This window comes from Empedobacter sp. UBA5924 (assembly GCF_002431085.1).
GTDB lineage: Bacteria > Bacteroidota > Bacteroidia > Flavobacteriales > Weeksellaceae > Empedobacter > Empedobacter falsenii_B.
On sequence record NZ_DJDM01000044.1, the window covers coordinates 1 to 22,084 of the forward strand.

Sequence of the window (22,084 nt, forward strand, 5' to 3'; positions counted from 1 at the left end):
TTTATTAAAAGCCTCAAGATTATTTTCTTGAGGCTTTTTTTATGTTTATACTTTTTTGTACAAAGTATTAAGTATTAAGTATTAAGTATTAAGTATTAAGTATTAAGTATTGAACATCTTATACTCTCAGAACTCAAAACAAGAAGCTTCCTATGAGTCGATAAGAGGCTTCTAATTAGTCAACGAGAAGCTTCTTCTTAATAAAAAGGAAGCTTCCTTTATAACTCTCAGAACTTACTTGTTTAGAAGGTAATCTTATGGGGTATAGTCGGTTAGTTCACGCAAGGGCATCGGCGAGTTCACGGATAGGCATCGGTGAGTTCACGAATAGGCATCGGTGAGTTCACGGATGGGCATGCGATGATTGTCCGATGCGCTTAGGAGTAAAACAATGGTTTATTTTGTATTTCTGCTCGAAAGAAATTGAGTGTGTTGGAGTGTTTAGTGAACACTAAGAACTAGTTATAGCATGGATTGTGGTTATATTTAATTATGAAATTATTTGAAATTTATTAACTTGTATAAATCACTTACTTTTTTAATAGAATCGTTATCTAAATAATATAGAAAAAATAGATTATTGTCTATCTCAATAAAACCAGTAACCATGTATGAATTTTCGTTTTTTGATTCAATTAATAAATCAGGTTTATAATCATTGTTAATATCTAACTCAACAATACCTTTTAAAGCATAAAGTTTGGTTTTATGATTTACTATTGAATCTATGAACTTTCCTTTTATATTATAATTAACAACCGTTTTATGTACAAAGAAGTCCTCTGGAAAGTACATTTCTTCATGTTTAGTATTTTTTAAATTATATACTTCAGGACTCCAAAAAAAAGAAGTTTTTTTCATCATTCTTTTATTAATTTCGATAATTTCTCCTAAATTATATATCCTTATTATTGATTTTACTTTATCATCAATTGTTTTAGGATTATATGTGTAATTTAAATTTACTTGCCTTACTTTATTTGATTTGGAATCGAAATTTACTGTAATATTCTTTAAGTTTTTATCGTCAACAATTGAAAACAAGTCAGAATTAAAAGATTTTAGCGATTTAAATTGTGCATTCTTTACAGGTGGAACTTTATAATAAAGTTCATTATAAGATTCAAATTCATAATTATTAAAAGTCTTACGAACTAAATATAATATATAAACTGCTGAAAGTACCAATAATAGAAAGGATAGAAATATAAATATCTTTTTCATTATTAATTTTTATTAAAATATCAATTGTAGTAGCTTTCATAGATACTTTAGTTGTATCCAATCCAGATTCATTATCATAAATATATGAATTAAAAAGAATTAAACATACAAAAAAAGCCCAACCGAAGTTGAGCTTTTAAAATATAGATGAAAGGGTAATAATTTACTCTCCTAAATATGCAACCGTTTTGGTATCACCATTTACAGTTACTTTAGTCAAGTTATATTTTGCTAAATTTTTCATTGATTTGTCCCATTTTTTACCGCTTAAAGCAGCTTTGGATTTTAATTCGTTCAAATCAATGTTTTCGTTAGCTTTTAAAATTCCAATAATCTGAGTTTCTTCTTCTGTCAATTCGTAAGCTGGTGCAGCTTTTTCTGGACGCATTTGAGGGAAGAATAAAACTTCTTGGATAGATGGATTATTTGTTAAGAACATAATCAAACGATCCATTCCGATTCCTAAACCTGATGTTGGAGGCATTCCGTACTCTAATGCACGTAAGAAATCTTGGTCGATAAACATTGCTTCGTCGTCACCTCTATCAGCTAAAGCCATTTGTGCTTCAAAACGCTCACGTTGATCGATTGGGTCATTTAACTCAGAATATGCGTTAGCAATTTCTTTTCCACAAACCATTAATTCGAAACGCTCAGTTAATTCTGGATTATCACGGTGCTTTTTAGTCAATGGAGACATTTCTTTTGGATAATCTGTAATGAAAGTTGGTTGAATGTAATTTCCTTCACATTTTTCACCAAAAATTTCATCGATTAATTTTCCTTTACCCATAGTCTCATCAACCTCGATCCCCATTCCTTTAGCAGCTTCAAATAATTCTGCTTCAGATTTTCCATCGATATCAAATCCTGTAAAATCAATAATTGATTGACGCATTGTTACACGTTTGTAAGGTGCTTTGAAATCAATTTTATGTTCTCCGAAAGTTGTTTCAGAAGTTCCATTAACAGCAATTGCACAATGTTCTAATAATCGCTCTGTGAAATCCATCATCCAGTTGTAATCTTTGTAAGCAACATAAATTTCCATTGCTGTAAATTCTGGATTATGCGTACGATCCATTCCTTCGTTACGGAAGTTTTTAGAAAATTCGTAAACACCATCAAAACCACCAACGATTAATCTTTTTAAGTATAATTCGTTCGCGATTCTTAAATATAATGGAATATCTAATGCGTTATGATGCGTAATAAATGGACGAGCTGCTGCACCTCCAGGAATCGATTGTAAAACAGGAGTTTCTACTTCCATGTATCCACAATCATTAAAGAAATTACGCATTGCTGTAAAAAGACGTGTACGTTTTAAGAAAATTTCTTTGACTTGAGGATTAACAACCAAATCTACATAACGCATACGGTAACGCAATTCTGGATCTGTAAAAGCATCAAATACATGACCTTCGTCGTCAGTTTTTACAATTGGTAATGGACGTAAAGTTTTTGATAACAACGTTAATTTTGTTACGTGAACAGAAATTTCACCCACTTTAGTTTTGAATTCATATCCTTCAATTCCAATAAAATCTCCGATATCCATCAATTTCTTGAAAATTGTATTGTACTCAATTCCTTCTTCAGAAGAAGAAATATCATCTCTCGAGATATAAACCTGTACACGACCTTCGCTATCTTGTAACTCAGCGAAAGAAGCTTTTCCCATTACACGAACACTCATCAATCGTCCGGCAAGCTTGACAACCTTTCCTTCTTCGTACTTTTCCTTAATTTCTTTAGAATTAGAAGTTACCACGAATTCTTCGGCAGGGTAAGGCTCAACGCCTAAGTCTCTTAATTGTTGTAGTTTTTCTCTACGAATAATTTCTTGTTCAGACAATTGCATAGTGAATATAATTTATATAAAATGAATGCAAAATTATGAAAAATAATCTTGATTCACGAAGTTTTTATGATTTAATAATGTAAGAATTATCAGTATTGATGCGAGTTTTAGTCTACTAACTCAAAACGACGCTCTAACGTGTAATCCGTATCTTGAAATTTCACCTTTTTGGTTTCGATACTATACGAAATCCAACCGTTATCTTTGATACGCGAAGTCGTTTTAACGTAATATTTTATGTCGTCTTTCAATCTTTTTTCAGATGGTTGTTCAGAACCTAATTTTGTTGCCAAATCTTTCAAATAGCTGTACCAAGAATTGGCCAACCAATCTTTATCGGCTTCCTGAAAACTTGACATAATGTAATTGGTTTGCGAAACTCCAATCTCATTCAATTTCAATTCTGTTGTCGCTGGAGTAGGAGAAGTGCTGAATAAATTGTCCATGTACGACTGATAAACAAACGGTGCACTTTCTAAAGTAAAATTACTTTTTCCGTAAAAATGATGAAATTGACGAATGTCTTTGTCAAATAATTTAACAATATTTTCTTCTGTAGAATACTGTTGAAGATTCTTTTTTATTAACGCAATCGCAGTAGGATTATCCAAATATTTATTCTCTAAATCTTCTGATGATAAAACCAATTGTTTAATCGTTTTATCTAAATCTGTATAACCCAAAAACCGTCCGTCTTGGTCTATTTTAAAGGAAATCGAAACATTATTAACTAACGAAAAAGGATTATTTAAAAATGATTTTGAATTGAATTGTACATTTCTAAAATTCCACTTTACAATGGTTTCATTTTGATAGACATTTTCAACCTGAATAATAACGTTATAAGTATATTGTTCTTGATGCGAAATCGTGTCATCTTCCAATTTCACTTCACTTGTTGTTACATTATATCGTTTCTCGTTTCCAATATTCCAATATGTTTTCGGGAAAATAATCGTTTCCTGTGGAGCATTAAAAATAGTATCATTTTTAACAACCGGTGAAATTGTATCTTGAATAGGATCTTGAGCGAATATTTTTATCGAAAAAAATAGAAAAAACAGATAATATGTAAAGTTAATTTTCATTTATAAGCAATCAAACTAATTCAAAAATAGAGCAAATTATCTAAAATGAAGTTTGAAATTCGTTAAAAAATAAAACTTAGTCATTTAAAAGTTTTATACTTAATTGATTAACTGTTTTCTTAGAACCAATGTTTAAGCTAAATAAATATTCAGATTTGATTAAAATTGAATTCAAATCGTATGTATTTTCATATTTTACTTTTAATTCAACTGTTTCTGAATATTTTTTGATTTCTTTTTTTACCTGTTCTTGTGACAAATTCAGTTTAGCATCATTCAACATATAATACGCCATTTCTTCCCATAATTTTTCAAAATCATCTTTGCTCAAATTTTGGTCAGAAGCAATTGTATAAGTACCTTTTTCTTTGTTGATGTCTTTTAGATAAGTATTTGTTGTTGAAGAAATAGGAAATCCAAAAATATTTTCCTGTACTGATTTTCCTTCATACGTTTCACCTAAACGAAAATATTGTCCATTAAAATAATTGAAAACATGAATTTCTTGTTCAAAAACATACGGAACATACGTTTTTGACTTGACCATTTCCTCGATGTACGCAATATTTGCCTTATAATCATCAGATTTTTTGCGCTGTTTGCCAAGTTTATCTGTTATTTTAAGCAATTTTTCTTCAATCTGAGGAACATTTAATAATTCTAAAAATTCTCCAGAAGGATTTGTTGTGAATTCGTATTCTATTCCTTCAGAATTATTGATAAAATCGCGGTAAAATTCATCAGGATCATTAGATTGATTTTTACCATTTACAAATGTATACTTATTGGCAAAATCATTCTTGTCAACCAATTCCATCGATTTATTTGATTGGTTGATGACTTTAGAAACCGTGTCATTTACAGAAATCGAAAAGTTACGATCTGTAAATGAGTAGTTATATACTTTATTTAATTCTAAATTTGGTTTTACCTGTACAGATTTTTCTTCAAAATTCACCTGCGCAAAAATAGCAGGAGAATATAGTAAAATCAAGGTAAATAGGCTTGTTTTCATTCTCTCTAAAAGTTGTACAAATATAGAATGATTATTGAATATCCAAGTTATTTATTGAACGAATCATTGTATCAATTGGCTTAGTTTCCGAAATTTCTTTTTCCATCAAAGTTCCACCGATTTCTTTTAGCTTTTTAACCTGCGGAATAAAACGATTTTCTAGTGAACCTATAGCTTTATTGTAACTTTGGGTTGCTTGGTTAAGATTATGACCAACAGTTGCCAAATGTTGTATCAAAACATTCACACGATTGTATAATTCTATCCCTGCATCTCGCATTTGATATATATTTTCCGCAACATTTAATTGTTGCCAGCTAAACGCAATTGTGCGAAGCATTGTAATCAAAGTAGTTGGTGTTGCAATAATTATTCTATTGTTTAGTGCATCTTCTATCAAAGTTCGCTCCAATTCTAACGCAGCACCAAAAGAACTTTCAATTTGTAAATACATCACCACATAATCAGGCGCTTCTGTGTATTGATTCCAATAAGCCTTAGAGCTCAAATTTTTTAAATGTTCGCGGACAGCTTTTGAGTGCATTTGTAGATGATGTTTTCTTAAATTCTCATCTTCCGTTTCAAATGCAAGCATATATTGATTTAACGGAACTTTAGAATCGACAATAACTTTTCTATTTCCAGGAAGATTAACGATTAAATCTGGGCGAAGCAAACCATTTTCGGACTGAACAGAAGTTTGTTCTTCAAAATCACAAAAAGATGACATTCCAGCAAATTCAACCACACGACGCAAACCAATTTCTCCGTATTTTCCTCTTGTGTGCGAAGTTTTAAGTGCAGAAACTAATGTATTGGTTTCTTTTTGCAATTTATCAGTTGTGCCACGCATCGAATCTAAGAAAACTTTAATTTCTGAATAAGCACCTTCTCGCGCTTTTTCGATTTCGGATATTTTTCCGTCAAATTTATTCAAGCTTTCATTCAATGGTTTGATTAACGAATCAATTGCTTGTTGACGTTTTTCTAAATCATTTTGAGAATTAGAAAAATGTTTATCCAATGTTGTTTTCGCTAAATCAAGAAACTGTTCGTTATTACTTTTCAAAACTTGAGCAGAAAGTGCTTCAAATTGCTCTTTTAATCGTTCATTAGTTTCGAGCATAAACGATTTTTGCTCTTCTACAGCTTTCATTGCTTCTTGATGACGAACCGTTAATTCTGTATTTTTTTCGCGCTCTTTTTGCCATTGATCCAAATTGAAATTTGCATCATCTTTTATTTCGATAAACTCATTTTTTAACGAATCATATTGTTTTTGAAGTTCTTGGTATTTAATTTCATTTCCAATGATTGCAGAATTTGCTTTCGATTTTGAATATAAAAAACTGATAACGGCTCCAATGATAAAAAAAAGGATGGATGAAAGTATGATTGCGCTGTTCATAATCTTAAAATTTAAACAAAGGAACGATTTTATACGACACAATACGTCGTTATTAAAAATAAAATCATAAAAAAACGACTCCTAAGAATCGTTTTTTGAAATATTGTTTTAATTAAAAATTATTAACTGTTTGTGCTTGATAGGTTGTATTGTCAGCCGTGAAAATTTTGTACTGAACCGAATAACCTTTTGGTGTGTAAATAACAATTGGTAAATTGCTATTATAATCTAACAATAATGGTTGAGAGCTAACAAATTTATTTTCAGGTTTAGCATTTAAACAACCCATATTTGTTGAAGCAACATTTCCATTTGTCGTGAAATTATAATAATCTAAATAACTTTTTACAGTTTTTTTATCTAATTTTCCATTCAAATTATATTGATTACAACCATCAGTATCCATGTATTTTCCGACATATATTTCGACTTTTTTGTTTTGCGAATCATTTCCAACAATGGCTGGTAAATTGATAATATGTTGCTCGTTTGTTTTTGTTGCTTTAGGATATTGGTTGATATCTTGGTAGGCAGAATTCTGAGCAAAAGCAATAGTTCCTAATGCAAAAGCTGCAGATAAAGTAATAATTTTTTTCATCTTAAATTAATTGTTTTTATCTCATTAGACAATTTTTGTGCCTTTTATAAAATGAACTAGATAAATTAATGTTAAGAAAAAAGACAGCTCGAAAAAGCTGCCTTTGTATGATTATAAATGAATAGAATCTTGAGATTCTGTCCTTAAATTATCTTTTGTTTCGAAGATAGAATTTTTGATTACTTGAGAACTTTCGTTCAAAATTGGTAAAATCTGGCTTTCGTCTTTTGTTTCTTTAAATCCTAATTCTAAAATTGGATCGATATAATACAAAATACTTGATGTTAAAAGTAAAGAGATTATTAATCCTAAAGCCGCTCCACCAAAACGATTAATAATTCCTAAACCAACCGCTTCTACTGTTTTTTGTGTTAAACTTGACGCTAATTTTATTGTAAAAAAAGCAATTGCAAATGTAATAACTAGCGCAACCAAAGAAGTTAAGCTATCTGCAACAATATTGTATGAATCGACATAAACTTCGATGATTTGATAAAATTTGAAACTTAACCAAATTGCTACAAAAAAACCGACTAAACCAATTAATTGAGAAATAAAACCTTTGAAAAATCCGTTGATAAAACCAAAAGCTAACGCAATTAAAATTAGAATATCAAGTTGATTGAAATTAGTCATTAAGCGTTTTGTAATTGATGCTTTTCAGCGATTTTTTTCAATGTTCCAACTAAGGTATCAATATCTTCTTTTGTTGTTTCGTATGAAAAAGATACGCGTAAAGGCGTCATTTGATCAATTTCTTCTTCTGTGTACAATGTTTGCATAACTAATGAAACTTTTGCTGCACCAGAACTGCAAGCACTTCCTTGTGAAACAGCTATACCAGCTAATTCTAATTCGAATCCGATTAACGCATCATGAAATGGTAATTTGATGCTTAATAAGGCATACAAACTTTTGTCTAAATCATCTGACAATCCATTGAAAGAAACGCCTGGGATAGCTGCTTTTAATTGATCGATTGTATATTGTTTAATTTCTTTGATGTGATTTACATGAGCTTCTAACTCATCAATCGCTAAATCAAAAGCTTTCGAAAGTCCAACAATTCCGTATACATTTTCAGTACCAGAACGCATTCCTCTTTCTTGTCCTCCACCAGCAATCAAAGCTTTAAGATGAGAAGCTTTTTTTGCATATAAAAATCCAGCACCTTTTGGTCCATGAATTTTGTGTGCCGAGCATGAAGCGAAATCCATTCCCAAATCTTGGAAATCTAAATCGTAATGACCAACTGTTTGCACCGTATCTGTGTGGAACAATGTATTATTTTCTTGACACAATTTCGAAATACGTTTAACATCTGTTAAATTTCCAATTTCGTTGTTGGCATGCATCAAAGAAACCAATGTTTTTTTAGATTGATCTTTAACCAATTCTTCTAATTGAGCATAATCAATATCTCCATTTTTCTGAATATTGATACGGATTACTTCAACTTTTCCACGATATTCTAAATCTTTGATACTTTCTTGTACACATTTGTGCTCCATATCCGAAGTAATGATACGCGTAACATCTAAATCGTTTACACAAGAACGTATAATCGTATTGTTAGATTCTGTTCCGCAAGAAGTAAAATAAATTTCTGCAGGAGAAACATTCAAACGCTGCGCAATGTTCTTTCGAGCCATTTCTATAAGTGCCTTGGCTTCTCTACCAAAAACGTGGGTAGAAGATGGGTTTCCGAAAACATTTTTCATCACAATTGCCATTTCGTCAACTACTTCTGGACGAATTGCTGTGGTTGCTGCATTGTCTAAATATACTCTTTGCATTATCGATTATTTACTGTATTGTTGTTTACTTTGAGGTTTTGAACAACAAATTTAAGTAAAATGTAAGGATTGAAAAAGTAAAATGCTATTTAAAACGCATCAAGTCCGAAGACAAAAATCTCCACTCAGGTGTAAGAAGTATGCCTTCTTTTGCAATATACCATGGTGAGATTAAATCGTTGCTTGGATTAGAAAGAATATGAATGTCTTGACTTGGATAATAACTTTGAGCCAAAATGAATATATTATTCCCATTTTTATCTTTCGCTAAATCAATTACCATTACAGCATGACTTTTTATATTTCCCTTTTGAAAAAATACATCGCCAATTTGAATCTCTTTGATAGAGATTGGTTTTAATAATTCAGCAATTGTATTTGAATTTGTATTTTCTAAATAATAGATCAAATATTGCATGTATTTCGTATGAGAATAATCTCCTTTTACATAGTCAGTGTAAGGAATTGGCTTTGTAGAAATTTTAGACAATTTATCTATTTCATTGTATTTTTTCGAACGGAAGAAATACTCTAAACGCAAACTCATCATCGCATTTGCATTAAACTGTACATTTTTTTTGGGTTGTTCTAAATCTAAAACTCCTACATATATATTTGGATTAGATTTTTTTTGACCATCAAAAGAATAAACAGCTGTATTATTGTTTTTGAGCGGAAGGTTATTTATCCATTTACCAAAATCTGTATAATTTTGATTCCTTTCATAATTTGGAGGTGTATCAAATCTCTTGAAAATCTTTAATTCACGTGTATGAACTAAACTACTTTCTTCATTTTCAAGCAATTCATTATTTGAAGATGATTTTAAAATCTGTGTGTTACAAGATGATAAAATGGTAAAAAACGATAGAGTTAAAAAAAATGTATTCTTAAAAATTTTCATTGAAATGTTGAAAAAAACGTGCTATTCTTTGGTTAAGAGTTGAATTTGATCTCTTAATTCGGCTGCTTTTATAAAATCTAAATTTTTTGCAGCATTTTCCATTTCTTTCTGCAATTTTTGTACCAATTTCTCTTTATCTTCTGTCGAATAATTTTCATTAATCTCTGCTGCTTGTTGAATCAAATGTTTTTGTTCGTAAGGATTTTCTTCAAAATCTGCTGCAGCTAAACTTAGTTTCGTTATTTTTTTGTTTAAAGCTTGCGGAACTTTATTGTGATCTTTGTTGTATTTCATTTGAATTTCACGACGACGATTTGTTTCATCAATCGTTAATTGCATACTATCTGTAATTCTATCTGCGTACATAATCGCCAAACCATTCACGTTACGAGCAGCACGACCAACCGTTTGCGTTAAAGAACGATGACTTCTTAAAAAACCTTCTTTATCAGCATCCAAAATTGCTACTAGAGAAACTTCAGGTAAATCTAAACCTTCTCTCAAAAGATTAACTCCAACCAAAACATCAAATAATCCAGCGCGTAAATCAGCCATAATCTGAACACGTTCTAATGTATCCACATCAGAATGAATATAACGACATCGAACGCCATATTTTGTCAAATATTTCGTTAACTCTTCCGCCATTCGTTTCGTTAAAGTAGTGACCAAAACACGTTCGTCTAACTCTACTCGTTTATTGATTTCTTCCATCAAATCATCGACTTGATTTTGTGTTGGACGAATTTCAATAATTGGATCTAATAATCCTGTTGGACGAATGACTTGCTCTACAACAACTCCTTCCGATTTTTCTAATTCATAATTCGCAGGTGTTGCTGAAACATAAATCACTTGATTTTGTAAAGCTTCAAATTCTTCGAATTTTAACGGACGATTGTCCATTGCAGCTGGAAGTCGGAAACCATATTCTACTAAATTCTCCTTGCGCGAGCGGTCTCCACCATACATTGCATGAACTTGAGAAACTGTAACGTGCGACTCATCAATCACCATCAAATAATCTTCTGGGAAATAATCTAACAAACAGAATGGACGAGTTCCTGGTTCGCGACCGTCTAAGTATCTCGAATAATTCTCGATTCCAGAACAATATCCCAATTCTTTGATCATTTCCAAATCGAATTCAGTACGTTCTTGCAAACGTTTTGCTTCGAGATGTTTTCCGATTTCATGATAATATTCAACTTGTTTACCCAAATCGATCTGAATATCAGCAATTGCACCATTTAAAGTGTCTTTAGAAGTAACAAAAAGATTGGCTGGATAAATATTAATTTTATCTAATTTAGTTGAAGTTTTACCTGTTTCTACATTGAAAACTGAGATTTCTTCGATTTCATCACCAAAGAAATTAATTCTGATTCCATCATCCGCATAAGCAGGGAAAATATCTAATGTATCTCCTTTAATTCTAAAATTTCCGCGTTGAAAAATACCTTCTGTTCTCGAATATAAAGCTTGGACTAATTTATGCAAAAAAGCTGTTCTCGAGATAATTTGCCCCGTTTCAATCTGAATCACATTTTTATGAAATTCTGTTGGATTTCCAATACCATATAAACACGAAACTGAAGCCACAACCAAAATATCGCGACGACCAGAAAGTAGGGAGGAAGTTGTACTTAAACGAAGCTTTTCAATTTCTTCATTAATTGATAAATCTTTCTCAATATAGGTTCCTGATGAAGGAATGTAAGCTTCTGGTTGATAATAATCATAGTAAGAAACGAAATATTCGACTGCATTATTCGGAAAAAATTCTTTGAATTCCATATACAACTGTGCCGCCAACGTTTTGTTATGTGCCAAAACTAAAGTTGGACGTTGCACATCTTGTACAACATTCGCGATTGTAAATGTTTTACCAGAACCTGTAACACCCAAAAGTGTTTGATAACGATCATTATTTAGAATACCATTTGATAATTCTTCAATAGCTTTTGGTTGATCACCAGTTGGCTTGAATTCAGAATTTAATTGAAACTGCATTCTACAAATTTACAAATTATTCAGATAAAAAAGGATTGTTATGAATTGTGATTTTACATAGAAGTTGATAAAAAATAAAAAGGCGACTTTAAGTCACCTTTTCATCAAAACCACAAAAAAATGAGAAAACTGTTTACTTAGTAAACAAACTTCCTTCCATTATTACAAGCTATTGCCCGCTATAACCATTGCAAATATATGTCGGTTTTCTGTGCGTGCACAATAATTTGTAATACTTTGTTTTATTGGTGTCGATAAAAGTTATTTATAATAGTGTTAAAACGTCTGATTACAACGTTTTCGTTGATTTGAATAAACTTTATAGTGTTAAGTTTACACTAGCGAATTTTCGCTAAATTCCATAATTTATCTAATTCGGAAATGGTTAAATCAGCTATGTTTTGACCATTTTCTTTCGCGATTTCTTCTAATTTCTGAAAACGTGTGATAAATTTTTTGTTCGATCTTTCTAAAGCATCTTCAGAATTGATGCCATTAAATCGTCCATAATTAATCAAAGAAAATAAAATGTCACCAAATTCCATCTCTTTATCTGTTGGATTTTGTTCTTCTTTGAATTCATTAATTTCCTCGATAATTTTATCAAAAACTTGATCAGAATTTTCAAATTCAAATCCAACACCTTTTACTTTGTCTTGAATTCGGTAAGCTTTTACCATTGCTGGGAGAGAAGTAGGAACGCCAGAAAGTACAGATTTGTTACCTTCTTTTAGTTTGATTTGTTCCCAATTTTGAAGCACCTTTTCTTCTGTATTTGCTTCTACATCGCCGTAAATATGTGGATGACGATGAATTAATTTGTCACAAATACCATTTAAAACATCAGCAACATCGAAGTTGTTTTGTTCTGATGCGATTTTAGAATAAAAAACTAGGTGAAGAAAAACATCACCTAGTTCTTTTTTTATTTCATCCGAATCTTTTTCGATGATGGCATCCGAAAGTTCATAAATTTCTTCGATAGATAACGTACGCAACGTTTCCATTGTTTGTTTACGATCCCACGGACATTTTTCACGTAATTCATCCATTATATCCAACAATCTTTCGAAAGCCTGTAATTGATCTTTACGTGTATTCATCTCTAATTATTCAGCGTCTTTATCTTTTTTTGCTGTTGTTTTTTTAGCAGCAGTTTTTTTAGCAGGTTTTTCTTCAGCGTCTTTTTTGTCAGCAGCCTTTTTAGCAGGAGCTTTCTTTTTTGGTTTTTCTTCCACAACAACTTCTTCTGTAGCTTCTACTTCAGCAACAGGAGCTTCTTGTGCTTGTTGAGCAGCCATTGCAGCTTCTACAGCAGCTAAGTCGATGTTTAATAATCCGTTTTTGTGTAAGATATTATACCATTGGAATAATTTTTTCAAATCAGAATCATAAACTCTTGAATCGTCATATTCTGGTAAAACTTCTTCCATATATTTACGCAATTCTGCACCAGAAGTTTTGTAATCGATCGTTTCTCCTCCGTTTTCTTTTTTGTAAATTCTGAAGAAAACTTCAGCCAAAGGAAATTCTTGTGATACTCCGTAAATAGCAACGTTGTCTAATAAACTAACATTGTAGTTAGAAGCGATTGAGATTTTTTTACCTTTTTCTAAATCTTCAACAACAAAACCACCTCTTGTTTGAGAAACTAAACGGTATAATCCTGGTTTTCCTGAAATTGCGATAACTCTTGATAAATCCATATTCTATTATGTTTAAGGGTCTATGAAGGGAATTTCATTTTGTAACTCGTGTTTACTTTCCCTTTTGTTATATTTTTTAATTTATTACTTATTAATTTCTTTTTAAAGCTCGAAATATAGTCAATAAAAAGCTTTCCTTCCAAATGATCGTATTCGTGTTGAATAACTCGAGCGCGAATATCCGAAAAAGTTTCGGTATGTTTCACCCAATTTTCATCAAAATATTCTAAAGTTACCGATTCTGGACGTGTTACATCTTCGTGAATGTGAGGAATACTCAAACATCCTTCTGTAAAAGCCCATTCATCACCTTCAGAACTACTGATTTTTTTTGGATTGATGAAAACTCGTTTGAAATCTTTTAATTCATCTTTTACATCATCATAATCTTCATCTTCTTCGAAAGGCGAGCAATCAACAACAAATAAACGTATATCTTTCCCGATCTGAGGCGCTGCGATACCAACTCCGTTAGAGTCATACATTGTATCGAACATATTTTGGATCAGTTCTTGTAAATTTTTATAATCTTGATCGATTTCTTGTGAAACTTTACGCAAGACAGGATCTCCGTAAGCTACAACTGGTAATACCATTTTCTGATCTTTTTTTATTAATTTAACGGCAAAGATACAATTTGTTATAGTTTATGTGATAAAAATGATTGTAAAATTATTACGGCACTCACTTTATCGACCATTCCTTTTTCTTGACGTTTTTTCTTTTTCATTCCTCCAGCAAACATTGCTTGAGAAGCCATTTTTGAGGTAAACATCTCATTTTCACGATGAATTTTAATCAACGGAAATTGTTCAGAAAATTTTTTCAAAAAAGGTTGAATTTGATTTTCAATCTCATTTAATTCTCCTGAAAAACGAACAGATAATCCAACTACAAGGTCAGAAACGTTTTCTTTCTCGATATATTGTTTCAAGAAATCCATCAATTTTGATGTATCAATTGTATCAACTGGCGAAGCTATAATTTGCAATTCATCGGTTACGGCAACGCCTGTTCTTTTTCCTCCGTAATCTAACGCTAATATTCGTGACATTTGGCAAATTTAAAAAAACGATTCAATAATAAATAATCTCTATGAAATCCCTTGATTATAATTTTTATATTTGTGGCTATTATTAATAAAGATGGAGAATTTAAAACAAATCATAGAAAAAGCTTGGGACAATAGAGAATTGTTACAAGAAGAGTCAACACAAATTGCAATTCGTGAAGTAATTGAGTTAATCGATAACGGACAATTACGTTGTGCAGAACCAGTTGGAGAAGATTGGCAAGTAAACGAATGGGTGAAAAAAGCAGTTGTAATGTATTTCCCAATTCAGAAAATGGAAACTTTAGAAGCAGGAATTTTTGAATACCATGATAAAATGGAATTGAAACGTAACTATGCTGAAAAAGGAATTCGTGTTGTTCCAAATGCTGTTGCCCGCTATGGTGCGTATATTTCTTCGGGAGTTATTTTAATGCCTTCTTATGTAAATATTGGTGCGTATGTGGACGAAGGAACAATGGTTGATACTTGGGCTACTGTAGGTTCTTGTGCACAAATTGGTAAAAATGTTCATTTATCTGGTGGTGTAGGAATCGGTGGAGTTTTAGAGCCATTGCAAGCTGCGCCAGTAATTATTGAAGATAATGCGTTTATCGGATCTCGTTGTATCGTTGTAGAAGGAGTTCGTGTAGGTAAAGAAGCGGTTTTAGGAGCAAATGTTGTGTTGACAGCATCTACTAAAATTATTGATGTAACAGGTGACGAACCAGTAGAAATTAAAGGTTATGTTCCTGCTCGTTCAGTTGTAATTCCAGGTTCTTATACAAAGAAATTTGCTGCAGGTGAATACCAAGTTCCGTGTGCTTTGATCATCGGAACTCGTAAAGAGTCTACAGATAAAAAAACTTCATTAAACGATGCATTACGCGAGCATAATGTGGCGGTTTAAGTAGAATAAATTTTATAAAATATAATCCTCAGCAGTTTTGTTGAGGATTTTTTATTTTCGAATCAAACATATTTTAGTAGTTTTGCTTTATAACTATGTTTTATGAAAATTTTGATTATCCAACACAAGATGATAGGCGATGTTTTAATCACATCATTGTTGTGCGAAAATATCAAAAGAGCTTATCCAAATGCTATTGTTGATTATTTAATCAATAGTAATACTTTGCCTGTTTTAGAGAATAATCCATACATCGATCATAAAATTGTTTTCGATGAAAAAGAAAACAAAGGCTTGATGAATTTGATTAAATTCTCGAAAAAAGTTAATCAAAATAGATATGATATTGTAATTGATGCTTACTCAAAATTACAGAGTTGGGTAGATGTTTTTATCAATAATGCACCAAAAAAAATATCGTACAAAAAGATTGGAAGAACGTTTTTGTATACAGATAATGTAGAAAAACATGACGAACCAAATTCATATTTAGGTTTAGCAATCGAACATCGTTTGTCTTTATTGAAGCCTTTAGGAATTGAAATTCCTTTGGCAACAGAACCGAAATTGTATTTAACAGAAGAAGAAATAAACTTTGCGAAAGATTTATTTGAAAAACATCAAGTTGATTCTACTCGTAAATCAGTTATGATTAGTTTACTTGGTTCTGATCCTTCAAAAACTTATCCGTTGAATCAAATGGCAAAAATGGTTGATTTTATTGGTCAACATTATAATGTCAATATTTTATTCAATTATTTTCCGAAACAATTATCGCAAGCAAAAGAAGTATATAATCAATTATCTGATGAAACCAAATCGAAAGTTTATTTTGAATTGTTGGGTAATGATTTGCGCGAGTTTATTGCAATTGCAAACGAATGTGATGTGATTGTAGGAAATGATGGAGGAGCAATTAATATGTCCAAGGCTTTAGGGAAAAAATCGTTTATTATTTTTTCTCCTTGGATTGATAAAAAAGTTTGGGCAACTTTCGAAGATGGAATTCATCACACAAGTGTTCATTTAAAAGATTATTTTCCTGAAAAACTTGGAGATTTAAACAATCGTCAAATAAAAAAACAAGTTGATGAATTTTATTCAATCTTTGATTTCGATTTGTTTAAAGAAAAGTTAGAATATTTCTTATCACCATTAATAAAATAAAAACAGAAATTTTGAGTTTCTATTTATAAAATTAGATTACTATAGAGAATGTCTACTAAAATTTCTGCTCTACTAATTACACTTAACGAAGAAAAAAACATCAAAAGATTTCTTGATGAGGCTAGTTATGCAGATGAAATAATAATTGTAGATTCATATAGTACAGACAAAACGGAAGAAATTGCATTCCAAAATCCAAAAGTAAAGTTTGTAAAACGCAAGTTTGATAATTTCACAAATCAACGAAATTATACACTTTCTTTGGCAAAAAATGATTGGGTCACTTTTTTTGATGCAGATGAAGAACTTTCATCTGAATTAAAAGAAGAATTAATAAAGAAAGTAAATTCAAATTTACAGGATGTAGCTTTTATGGCTTATCATTCATTTTATTTTAAGAATAAGAAAATAGAATTTTCTGGTCAGCAAAATGTGAGAGCTGTTCGTCTTTTTAGAAAATCTAAATGTAGATATAAAGATGGTTTGATGGTTCATGAATTATTAGAATGTGATGGGGCAGTAGGTGATTTGGAACAAAAAGTGAAACATCATACGTTTATTGATGAAGAATATTATTTAGATAAACTTAATAGTTATTCTCGCTTACGAGCACAAGAACTTCGTCTCAAAAATTTGAAACCATCATTTTATCATTATACCATAAAGCCTGCTTATCGTTTTTTCAATTATTTTGTGGTGAGATTTGGTTTTTTAGATGGAAAAGATGGTTATACAATTGCAAAACTACATGCAATTTCTGTTGCAAATCGTTATAAATATTTGGACGAAATTTATAGAAAAGAAAATCAAAACTTAGGTTAAATAAAGAAGTTTGAGATTTTATTATACATTTGTCATACATTAAAAATAATACAATGAAAGCATATGTTTTTCCAGGACAAGGCGCTCAATTCTCTGGAATGGGTAAAGACTTGTACGAAAATTCTGAAATCGCAAAAGAATTATTTGACAAAGCAAACGAAATCTTAGGATTTGATATAAAATCAATTATGTTTGAAGGTTCTGCTGAAGACCTAAAACAAACAAAAGTTACGCAACCAGCAGTTTTTTTACATTCTGTTATTTTAGCGAAAATTTTACCAGATTTTAAACCAGAAATGGTTGCAGGACATTCTTTAGGAGAAATTTCTGCTTTAGTTGCAAATGGAACTTTAGACTTTGAATCTGGATTAAAATTAGTTTACAAACGTGCTTTAGCAATGCAAGCTGCATGTGAAGCTAATCCATCTACAATGGCTGCAATCTTAGGGTTAGAAGATAAAATTGTAGAAGATGCTTGTGCAGAAATTGATGGAGTTGTAGTGGCTGCAAATTACAATTGTCCAGGTCAGTTAGTGATTTCTGGAGAAATTGAAGCGGTTAATGTAGCATGCGAAAAACTGAAAGAGTTAGGTGCAAAACGAGCATTAGTTTTACCAGTAGGAGGAGCTTTTCACTCACCTTTAATGAAACCTGCTGAAGAAGAATTAGCACAAGCTATTGAAGAAACAACATTCAATACTCCAATTTGTCCAGTTTATCAAAATGTAAGCACAACAGCTGTTACAGATCCTGCTGAAATTAAGAAAAACTTGATTGCTCAATTAACTGCTCCAGTAAAATGGACGCAATCTGTTCAAAATATGATTGCTGATGGTGCGAGTGAATTTATTGAGGTTGGACCAGGAAATACTTTACAAGGTTTAGTGAAAAAAATAAACAGAGAGGTCTCAACTTCTTCGGCACAAATCTAAACGAAATGAAAACATACCGTTCCAATGGAAAATTATTCCTTATCGGGGAATATATTGTGATTGATGGGGCGAAAGCATTTGCATTGCCCACAAAATATGGGCAATGTTTGTTTGTGGAAAATTCATCAGAAATAGAAAATTTAATCACTTGGAAAGCAACTAAATTTGATAATTCTATTTGGTTTGAAACTAAAGTTAGATTGAATGATTTAGAAATAATTTCGTCTACAAATGATAAATTAAGTCAATCATTACAAAATATTTTAAAACAAGCTAAAATTTTAAATCCTGATTTTTTTGATTCTAATAACAGTTATCAATGTTTAACGAAGTTAGAATATCCGCAAGAATGGGGACTGGGAAGTAGTTCGACTTTGATTGATTTGATTAGTCAATGGATAGAAATAAATCCGTTTGAATTAAATCAATTAACCTTCAATACAAGTGGTTATGATATTGCATGTGCGCATCATCATCAGCCCATTTTGTTTTCGAATAATCCTATCGAAGTAGAAGATTTAGAATTGAATTGGAATTTTAAAGATCAACTTTATTTTGTTTATCTTAATCAAAAGCAAGATACACAAGCCGTTGTTGGAAATCATTATAAGAACAAATCAAAAGATTGGAAAATGATTCAAGAGCTTTCTGATTTGGTTGTTCAAGCAACTAAAGTTGAGAATTTAACTGATTTAGAATCTATTTTAGATGAATATCAAGAACGATTAGGAGATTTTATGCAAATTTCGCAAGTCAAAGAATTGCATTTTCCTGATTATTTAGGAGCTGTAAAAAGCCTCGGAGCTTGGGGCGGAGATTTTGTTTTAGTGACGTATAGAGAAGGAATGAACGATTATTTTAAAGAAAAAGGATATGAGATTATTATTCCGTTTTCTGAAATGATAAAATAACAAAAAAGCAGATTTAATTTTAAATCTGCTTTTTTGTTATTGTTTTTTACCAATCATGGCTTTTAATTTCTTTTTTCGAGCTTGTTTTGTTTGAAATTTTTGCTGGAATTCTTGTGTTTTATTCCACATTTCTTTAATAACTTCTTGTTCTGGTTTATTAATAAGTTTCGCATATTCTTTTCCCATAATTTCTATCATTTCTTTTTGAGGAGTTAGACGAGAAAAATTTTTCATTCGAATATCAAAACTCATTGAATTATGAAAATTCATGCGATTTAAATCAACCAAATAAAACTCATATTGATTTTCTCCAACTTGCTTAATTAAAGTATTTCCAGGAGAATGATCCAAAAATTCAATTCCAGCTTCATGCAAATCAAATGTGAATTTTGTAAATTGTTTCAAGATTTCATTTCGATTTGAATAATTAATATCTAAAACTAATTCTCTAAAAGTTATTTCAGATGTAACTAATTCACAAAAATAATAACTTTTTAAAAATGAGATTGTATTAAAATTTTCGACATATGCGATTGGAGTAGGTGTTTTAAAACCTAAATCAATTAATTTATTAGCATATAAGAATGATCGTTCAGCTTTTGATTTTCTGAAAAATCGATATACAAATTTATTGACAATATTCGGAATTTTGAATGATTTAATCGTAGCAATTTTACCCGATTTTAATGTCTTTTTTTTGATAGAATTTCTTGTGCCTTTTGCAATATAATCGTCAATCAAGTCAAAATTGTCAATAATGGATTTGATTTCAGTTTGCGTAGTTTGATAATTATTATTTACGACAATTTTCTGTGTCATTTTTCAAAATATTATAATTAATATAGAAAAAATCTATATTTCATTTTAATCTGTCAAAGATATGTCTATTTTTGTTGAAAATAAGGACAACTTAAAACAAGTTTTTTAAAAATTTTAGAACCTAACTTATGGTAAAAAAAATTCTTTTAGAATCTCATAATCTAAAGAATCGTGCAACTGGTTTCGGAGTTTTTAATTACGAATTGATTAAAGCTCTTTCGAAATTAAATTTTGATGATCAAATTTATTTACTTTACAAAAAACCTGAAGATTTAAGGACTGAATTTGGTACTAAATTTCATTATAAAAAATATTATAGTTTAATGCGCAATCCGTTTTTCAGAACGCGTGAAAAGTATGATGTTTGGCACTCCTTAAATCAAAATATAAAAGTTGAACCTTGTCATAAACCAAAAAAATATGTTTTGACGATTCATGATGTTAATTTTATGGAAGAAAATTCGCTTGATTATAGTCCAAATCACATTAAATATTTTAAAGAAAAGATTAAGCGAGTAGATGTTATCACATTTATTTCTGAATATGCAAAGAAACAAACTATGCAATATTTTGATATTTCGGGAATAGAAAATACAATAATTTATAATGGAAATTCAATTTCAGAAATTATAAATTGTGATGATTTTCAATCTCCATTAGATATTTCAAAACCTTATTTTTATACGATTGGAGCTTTTCTTGAAAAGAAAAATTTTGAATCACTTGTAAAAATGATGAAATTTTTACCAGATTTTAATTTGATTATTTCTGGGAATTGTACGAATGCCTATGGTCAAAAAATAAAAGATTTAATTGCTAAAGAAAAATTAGAAAACCAAGTTTTTTTATCAGGTAAAGTTTCTGAACGAGCAAAGCAATTTTATATGCAAAATTGCGAAGCGTTCTTATTTCCATCAACTGGAGAAGGTTTTGGTTTGCCTCCCTTAGAAGCGATGAGCTTTGGAAAACCAATTATTTTATCTGATAAAACGTCTTTACCAGAAATTGGTGGAAAAGATGCGTTTTATTGGAATGATTTTGAACCAGAATATATGAAAAATGTAGTGGAAGATGCGTTAAATCAATACAATCAAAATTCAGATTATTTTATAGAAGCTTATATCAAAAGAGCTGGAAGTTTTAGTTGGGATAAAGCGGCAAATGAATATCTAAAGGTCTATGAAATCTAAAATCTATTTTGCGATAAATAATATTTCGAAGAAAATCGACTTCATTCAACTTTCCTATAATACCTTTGCACTCAAATTTATAAAACAAAGAAAATGTCAGATATAAACGAAATTGTAGCCAAACTAAAACAAGGAGAAACAATGCTTTATCCAACAGACACAATTCTTGGACTGGGTTGTGATGCGAAGAATGAGGCTGCAATCGAAAAAATTTATCAGATAAAAAATCGTCCTTCATCAAAATCGTTGATTATTTTGGTTGATTCTCCACGTATGTTACAAAATATTGTTGAGGTGCCAGAATTAGCTTGGGATTTGATTGATTTGAACGAAAAACCTCTTACAATTATTTACGATAATCCAAAAGGTTTACCACAATCGTTAATTGCAGAAGATAATACAATTGCCATTCGAATGACTGATGATTTGTTTTGTAAAAAAATCATCGGGAAATTAGGAGGACCAATTGTGTCTACATCGGCTAATTTATCAGGAGAATCTTCTCCAAAAGTGTTTTCGGAAGTTAATCCTACTATTTTAGAGCGTGTTGACTTTTATCCAGATGAAACAAAAACCTTTGTACCTCAGTTCACTGCATCAACGATAATTAAATTAGGTCTAGATAACGAAGTAAAAGTTATTAGAGAGTAGTTTTTTATTTCAAAA

General features: G+C 30.7%; 22 protein-coding genes. 7 read left to right on the forward strand and 15 right to left on the reverse strand.

The genetic code is table 11. From position 1 onward, the window contains the following. Window positions 1–498: 498 nt before the first annotated feature. The 14 genes from B3792_RS12105 to ruvX form a co-directional block, all read right to left on the reverse strand. Window positions 499–1,224 carry a hypothetical protein gene (locus tag B3792_RS12105; protein WP_291069708.1) on the reverse strand — a complete coding sequence of 242 codons (726 nt, stop codon included), beginning with the start codon at window positions 1,222–1,224 and terminating at the stop codon, window positions 499–501. Window positions 1,225–1,387: 163 nt separating this feature from the next. After that, window positions 1,388–3,088, reverse strand: a complete 1,701-nt coding sequence (gene lysS, locus B3792_RS12110) for a lysine--tRNA ligase (protein ID WP_291069710.1) — start codon at window positions 3,086–3,088, stop codon at window positions 1,388–1,390. A gap of 107 nt (window positions 3,089–3,195) precedes the next feature. Beyond that, window positions 3,196–4,176: a hypothetical protein gene (locus tag B3792_RS12115; RefSeq protein WP_280062449.1), complete on the reverse strand. Its 981-nt coding sequence runs from the start codon at window positions 4,174–4,176 to the stop codon at window positions 3,196–3,198. A gap of 76 nt (window positions 4,177–4,252) precedes the next feature. Further along, window positions 4,253–5,191 carry a hypothetical protein gene (locus tag B3792_RS12120; RefSeq protein ID WP_038333483.1) on the reverse strand — a complete coding sequence of 313 codons (939 nt, stop codon included), beginning with the start codon at window positions 5,189–5,191 and terminating at the stop codon, window positions 4,253–4,255. Window positions 5,192–5,222: 31 nt separating this feature from the next. Beyond that, entirely contained in the window at window positions 5,223–6,599 is a 1,377-nt protein-coding gene (gene rmuC, locus B3792_RS12125) for a DNA recombination protein RmuC (protein WP_291069713.1), read from the reverse strand. 112 nt (window positions 6,600–6,711) lie between these two features. Further along, window positions 6,712–7,197, reverse strand: a complete 486-nt coding sequence (locus B3792_RS12130) for an ecotin family protein (protein WP_291069715.1) — start codon at window positions 7,195–7,197, stop codon at window positions 6,712–6,714. A gap of 111 nt (window positions 7,198–7,308) precedes the next feature. Further along, window positions 7,309–7,833 (reverse strand): CvpA family protein, encoded by a 525-nt coding sequence (locus B3792_RS12135; RefSeq protein WP_291069717.1) that lies wholly within the window; start codon window positions 7,831–7,833, stop codon window positions 7,309–7,311. Continuing rightward, window positions 7,833–8,993 carry a cysteine desulfurase family protein gene (locus B3792_RS12140; protein WP_291069719.1) on the reverse strand — a complete coding sequence of 387 codons (1,161 nt, stop codon included), beginning with the start codon at window positions 8,991–8,993 and terminating at the stop codon, window positions 7,833–7,835. The genes B3792_RS12135 and B3792_RS12140 overlap by 1 nt, the downstream gene beginning before the upstream one ends. A gap of 85 nt (window positions 8,994–9,078) precedes the next feature. Continuing rightward, window positions 9,079–9,897: a DUF4846 domain-containing protein gene (locus tag B3792_RS12145; RefSeq protein ID WP_286496128.1), complete on the reverse strand. Its 819-nt coding sequence runs from the start codon at window positions 9,895–9,897 to the stop codon at window positions 9,079–9,081. Between the two features lie 21 nt (window positions 9,898–9,918). Beyond that, window positions 9,919–11,910: an excinuclease ABC subunit UvrB gene (gene uvrB / locus B3792_RS12150; protein WP_286496129.1), complete on the reverse strand. Its 1,992-nt coding sequence runs from the start codon at window positions 11,908–11,910 to the stop codon at window positions 9,919–9,921. 338 nt (window positions 11,911–12,248) lie between these two features. Continuing rightward, the gene (mazG, locus tag B3792_RS12155; RefSeq protein WP_114999814.1) at window positions 12,249–13,013 is read right to left on the reverse strand and encodes a nucleoside triphosphate pyrophosphohydrolase; all 765 of its coding nucleotides are present in this window, start codon (window positions 13,011–13,013) and stop codon (window positions 12,249–12,251) included. A 6-nt stretch (window positions 13,014–13,019) separates the two neighbouring features. Continuing rightward, complete coding sequence (locus B3792_RS12160; RefSeq protein WP_038333500.1) at window positions 13,020–13,616, reverse strand: DUF5606 domain-containing protein; 597 nt, start codon at window positions 13,614–13,616, stop codon at window positions 13,020–13,022. 20 nt (window positions 13,617–13,636) lie between these two features. After that, window positions 13,637–14,212, reverse strand: a complete 576-nt coding sequence (gene def / locus B3792_RS12165; RefSeq protein ID WP_114999818.1) for a peptide deformylase — start codon at window positions 14,210–14,212, stop codon at window positions 13,637–13,639. A 44-nt stretch (window positions 14,213–14,256) separates the two neighbouring features. Next, window positions 14,257–14,670, reverse strand: coding sequence for a Holliday junction resolvase RuvX (gene ruvX / locus B3792_RS12170; RefSeq protein ID WP_038333513.1), 414 nt, complete (start codon window positions 14,668–14,670; stop codon window positions 14,257–14,259). Window positions 14,671–14,761: 91 nt separating this feature from the next. On the opposite strand from ruvX, the gene B3792_RS12175 reads away from it, so the two are divergent. From B3792_RS12175 to B3792_RS12195, 5 genes are all read left to right on the forward strand, one after another. Beyond that, entirely contained in the window at window positions 14,762–15,577 is an 816-nt protein-coding gene (locus B3792_RS12175) for a 2,3,4,5-tetrahydropyridine-2,6-dicarboxylate N-succinyltransferase (protein ID WP_125350148.1), read from the forward strand. Window positions 15,578–15,679: 102 nt separating this feature from the next. Further along, entirely contained in the window at window positions 15,680–16,744 is a 1,065-nt protein-coding gene (locus B3792_RS12180) for a glycosyltransferase family 9 protein (RefSeq protein ID WP_286496130.1), read from the forward strand. A 48-nt stretch (window positions 16,745–16,792) separates the two neighbouring features. After that, window positions 16,793–17,566 (forward strand): glycosyltransferase family 2 protein, encoded by a 774-nt coding sequence (locus B3792_RS12185; protein ID WP_286496131.1) that lies wholly within the window; start codon window positions 16,793–16,795, stop codon window positions 17,564–17,566. A gap of 53 nt (window positions 17,567–17,619) precedes the next feature. Next, complete coding sequence (gene fabD / locus B3792_RS12190) at window positions 17,620–18,498, forward strand: ACP S-malonyltransferase (protein ID WP_114999826.1); 879 nt, start codon at window positions 17,620–17,622, stop codon at window positions 18,496–18,498. Between the two features lie 5 nt (window positions 18,499–18,503). Further along, window positions 18,504–19,409 carry a GYDIA family GHMP kinase gene (locus tag B3792_RS12195; protein WP_286496132.1) on the forward strand — a complete coding sequence of 302 codons (906 nt, stop codon included), beginning with the start codon at window positions 18,504–18,506 and terminating at the stop codon, window positions 19,407–19,409. A 36-nt stretch (window positions 19,410–19,445) separates the two neighbouring features. Here the strand turns inward: B3792_RS12195 and B3792_RS12200 are convergent, their stop codons facing one another. Beyond that, on the reverse strand, window positions 19,446–20,228 hold the full coding sequence (locus tag B3792_RS12200) for a lipopolysaccharide kinase InaA family protein (RefSeq protein ID WP_286496133.1): 783 nt from the start codon (window positions 20,226–20,228) through the stop codon (window positions 19,446–19,448). 128 nt (window positions 20,229–20,356) lie between these two features. On the opposite strand from B3792_RS12200, the gene B3792_RS12205 reads away from it, so the two are divergent. Both B3792_RS12205 and B3792_RS12210 read left to right on the forward strand, forming a co-directional pair. Next, a complete protein-coding gene (locus B3792_RS12205) occupies window positions 20,357–21,418 on the forward strand; it encodes a glycosyltransferase family 4 protein (protein ID WP_125350144.1) in 1,062 nt (353 codons plus the stop codon). Between the two features lie 93 nt (window positions 21,419–21,511). After that, window positions 21,512–22,069 (forward strand): L-threonylcarbamoyladenylate synthase, encoded by a 558-nt coding sequence (locus B3792_RS12210; protein WP_286496134.1) that lies wholly within the window; start codon window positions 21,512–21,514, stop codon window positions 22,067–22,069. The last annotated feature ends 15 nt before the right edge of the window (window positions 22,070–22,084 follow it).

Bases quoted from the DNA above. Each gene is read 5' to 3' on its own strand.
- B3792_RS12105 (WP_291069708.1), bottom strand. From the start codon at position 1,224: ATGAAAAAGATATTTATATTTCTATCCTTTCTATTATTGGTACTTTCA.
- lysS (WP_291069710.1), bottom strand. From the start codon at position 3,088: ATGCAATTGTCTGAACAAGAAATTATTCGTAGAGAAAAACTACAACAA.
- B3792_RS12115 (WP_280062449.1), bottom strand. From the start codon at position 4,176: ATGAAAATTAACTTTACATATTATCTGTTTTTTCTATTTTTTTCGATA.
- B3792_RS12120 (WP_038333483.1), bottom strand. From the start codon at position 5,191: ATGAAAACAAGCCTATTTACCTTGATTTTACTATATTCTCCTGCTATT.
- rmuC (WP_291069713.1), bottom strand. From the start codon at position 6,599: ATGAACAGCGCAATCATACTTTCATCCATCCTTTTTTTTATCATTGGA.
- B3792_RS12130 (WP_291069715.1), bottom strand. From the start codon at position 7,197: ATGAAAAAAATTATTACTTTATCTGCAGCTTTTGCATTAGGAACTATT.
- B3792_RS12135 (WP_291069717.1), bottom strand. From the start codon at position 7,833: ATGACTAATTTCAATCAACTTGATATTCTAATTTTAATTGCGTTAGCT.
- B3792_RS12140 (WP_291069719.1), bottom strand. From the start codon at position 8,993: ATGCAAAGAGTATATTTAGACAATGCAGCAACCACAGCAATTCGTCCA.
- B3792_RS12145 (WP_286496128.1), bottom strand. From the start codon at position 9,897: ATGAAAATTTTTAAGAATACATTTTTTTTAACTCTATCGTTTTTTACC.
- uvrB (WP_286496129.1), bottom strand. From the start codon at position 11,910: ATGCAGTTTCAATTAAATTCTGAATTCAAGCCAACTGGTGATCAACCA.
- mazG (WP_114999814.1), bottom strand. From the start codon at position 13,013: ATGAATACACGTAAAGATCAATTACAGGCTTTCGAAAGATTGTTGGAT.
- B3792_RS12160 (WP_038333500.1), bottom strand. From the start codon at position 13,616: ATGGATTTATCAAGAGTTATCGCAATTTCAGGAAAACCAGGATTATAC.
- def (WP_114999818.1), bottom strand. From the start codon at position 14,212: ATGGTATTACCAGTTGTAGCTTACGGAGATCCTGTCTTGCGTAAAGTT.
- ruvX (WP_038333513.1), bottom strand. From the start codon at position 14,670: ATGTCACGAATATTAGCGTTAGATTACGGAGGAAAAAGAACAGGCGTT.
- B3792_RS12175 (WP_125350148.1), top strand. From the start codon at position 14,762: ATGGAGAATTTAAAACAAATCATAGAAAAAGCTTGGGACAATAGAGAA.
- B3792_RS12180 (WP_286496130.1), top strand. From the start codon at position 15,680: ATGAAAATTTTGATTATCCAACACAAGATGATAGGCGATGTTTTAATC.
- B3792_RS12185 (WP_286496131.1), top strand. From the start codon at position 16,793: ATGTCTACTAAAATTTCTGCTCTACTAATTACACTTAACGAAGAAAAA.
- fabD (WP_114999826.1), top strand. From the start codon at position 17,620: ATGAAAGCATATGTTTTTCCAGGACAAGGCGCTCAATTCTCTGGAATG.
- B3792_RS12195 (WP_286496132.1), top strand. From the start codon at position 18,504: ATGAAAACATACCGTTCCAATGGAAAATTATTCCTTATCGGGGAATAT.
- B3792_RS12200 (WP_286496133.1), bottom strand. From the start codon at position 20,228: ATGACACAGAAAATTGTCGTAAATAATAATTATCAAACTACGCAAACT.
- B3792_RS12205 (WP_125350144.1), top strand. From the start codon at position 20,357: ATGGTAAAAAAAATTCTTTTAGAATCTCATAATCTAAAGAATCGTGCA.
- B3792_RS12210 (WP_286496134.1), top strand. From the start codon at position 21,512: ATGTCAGATATAAACGAAATTGTAGCCAAACTAAAACAAGGAGAAACA.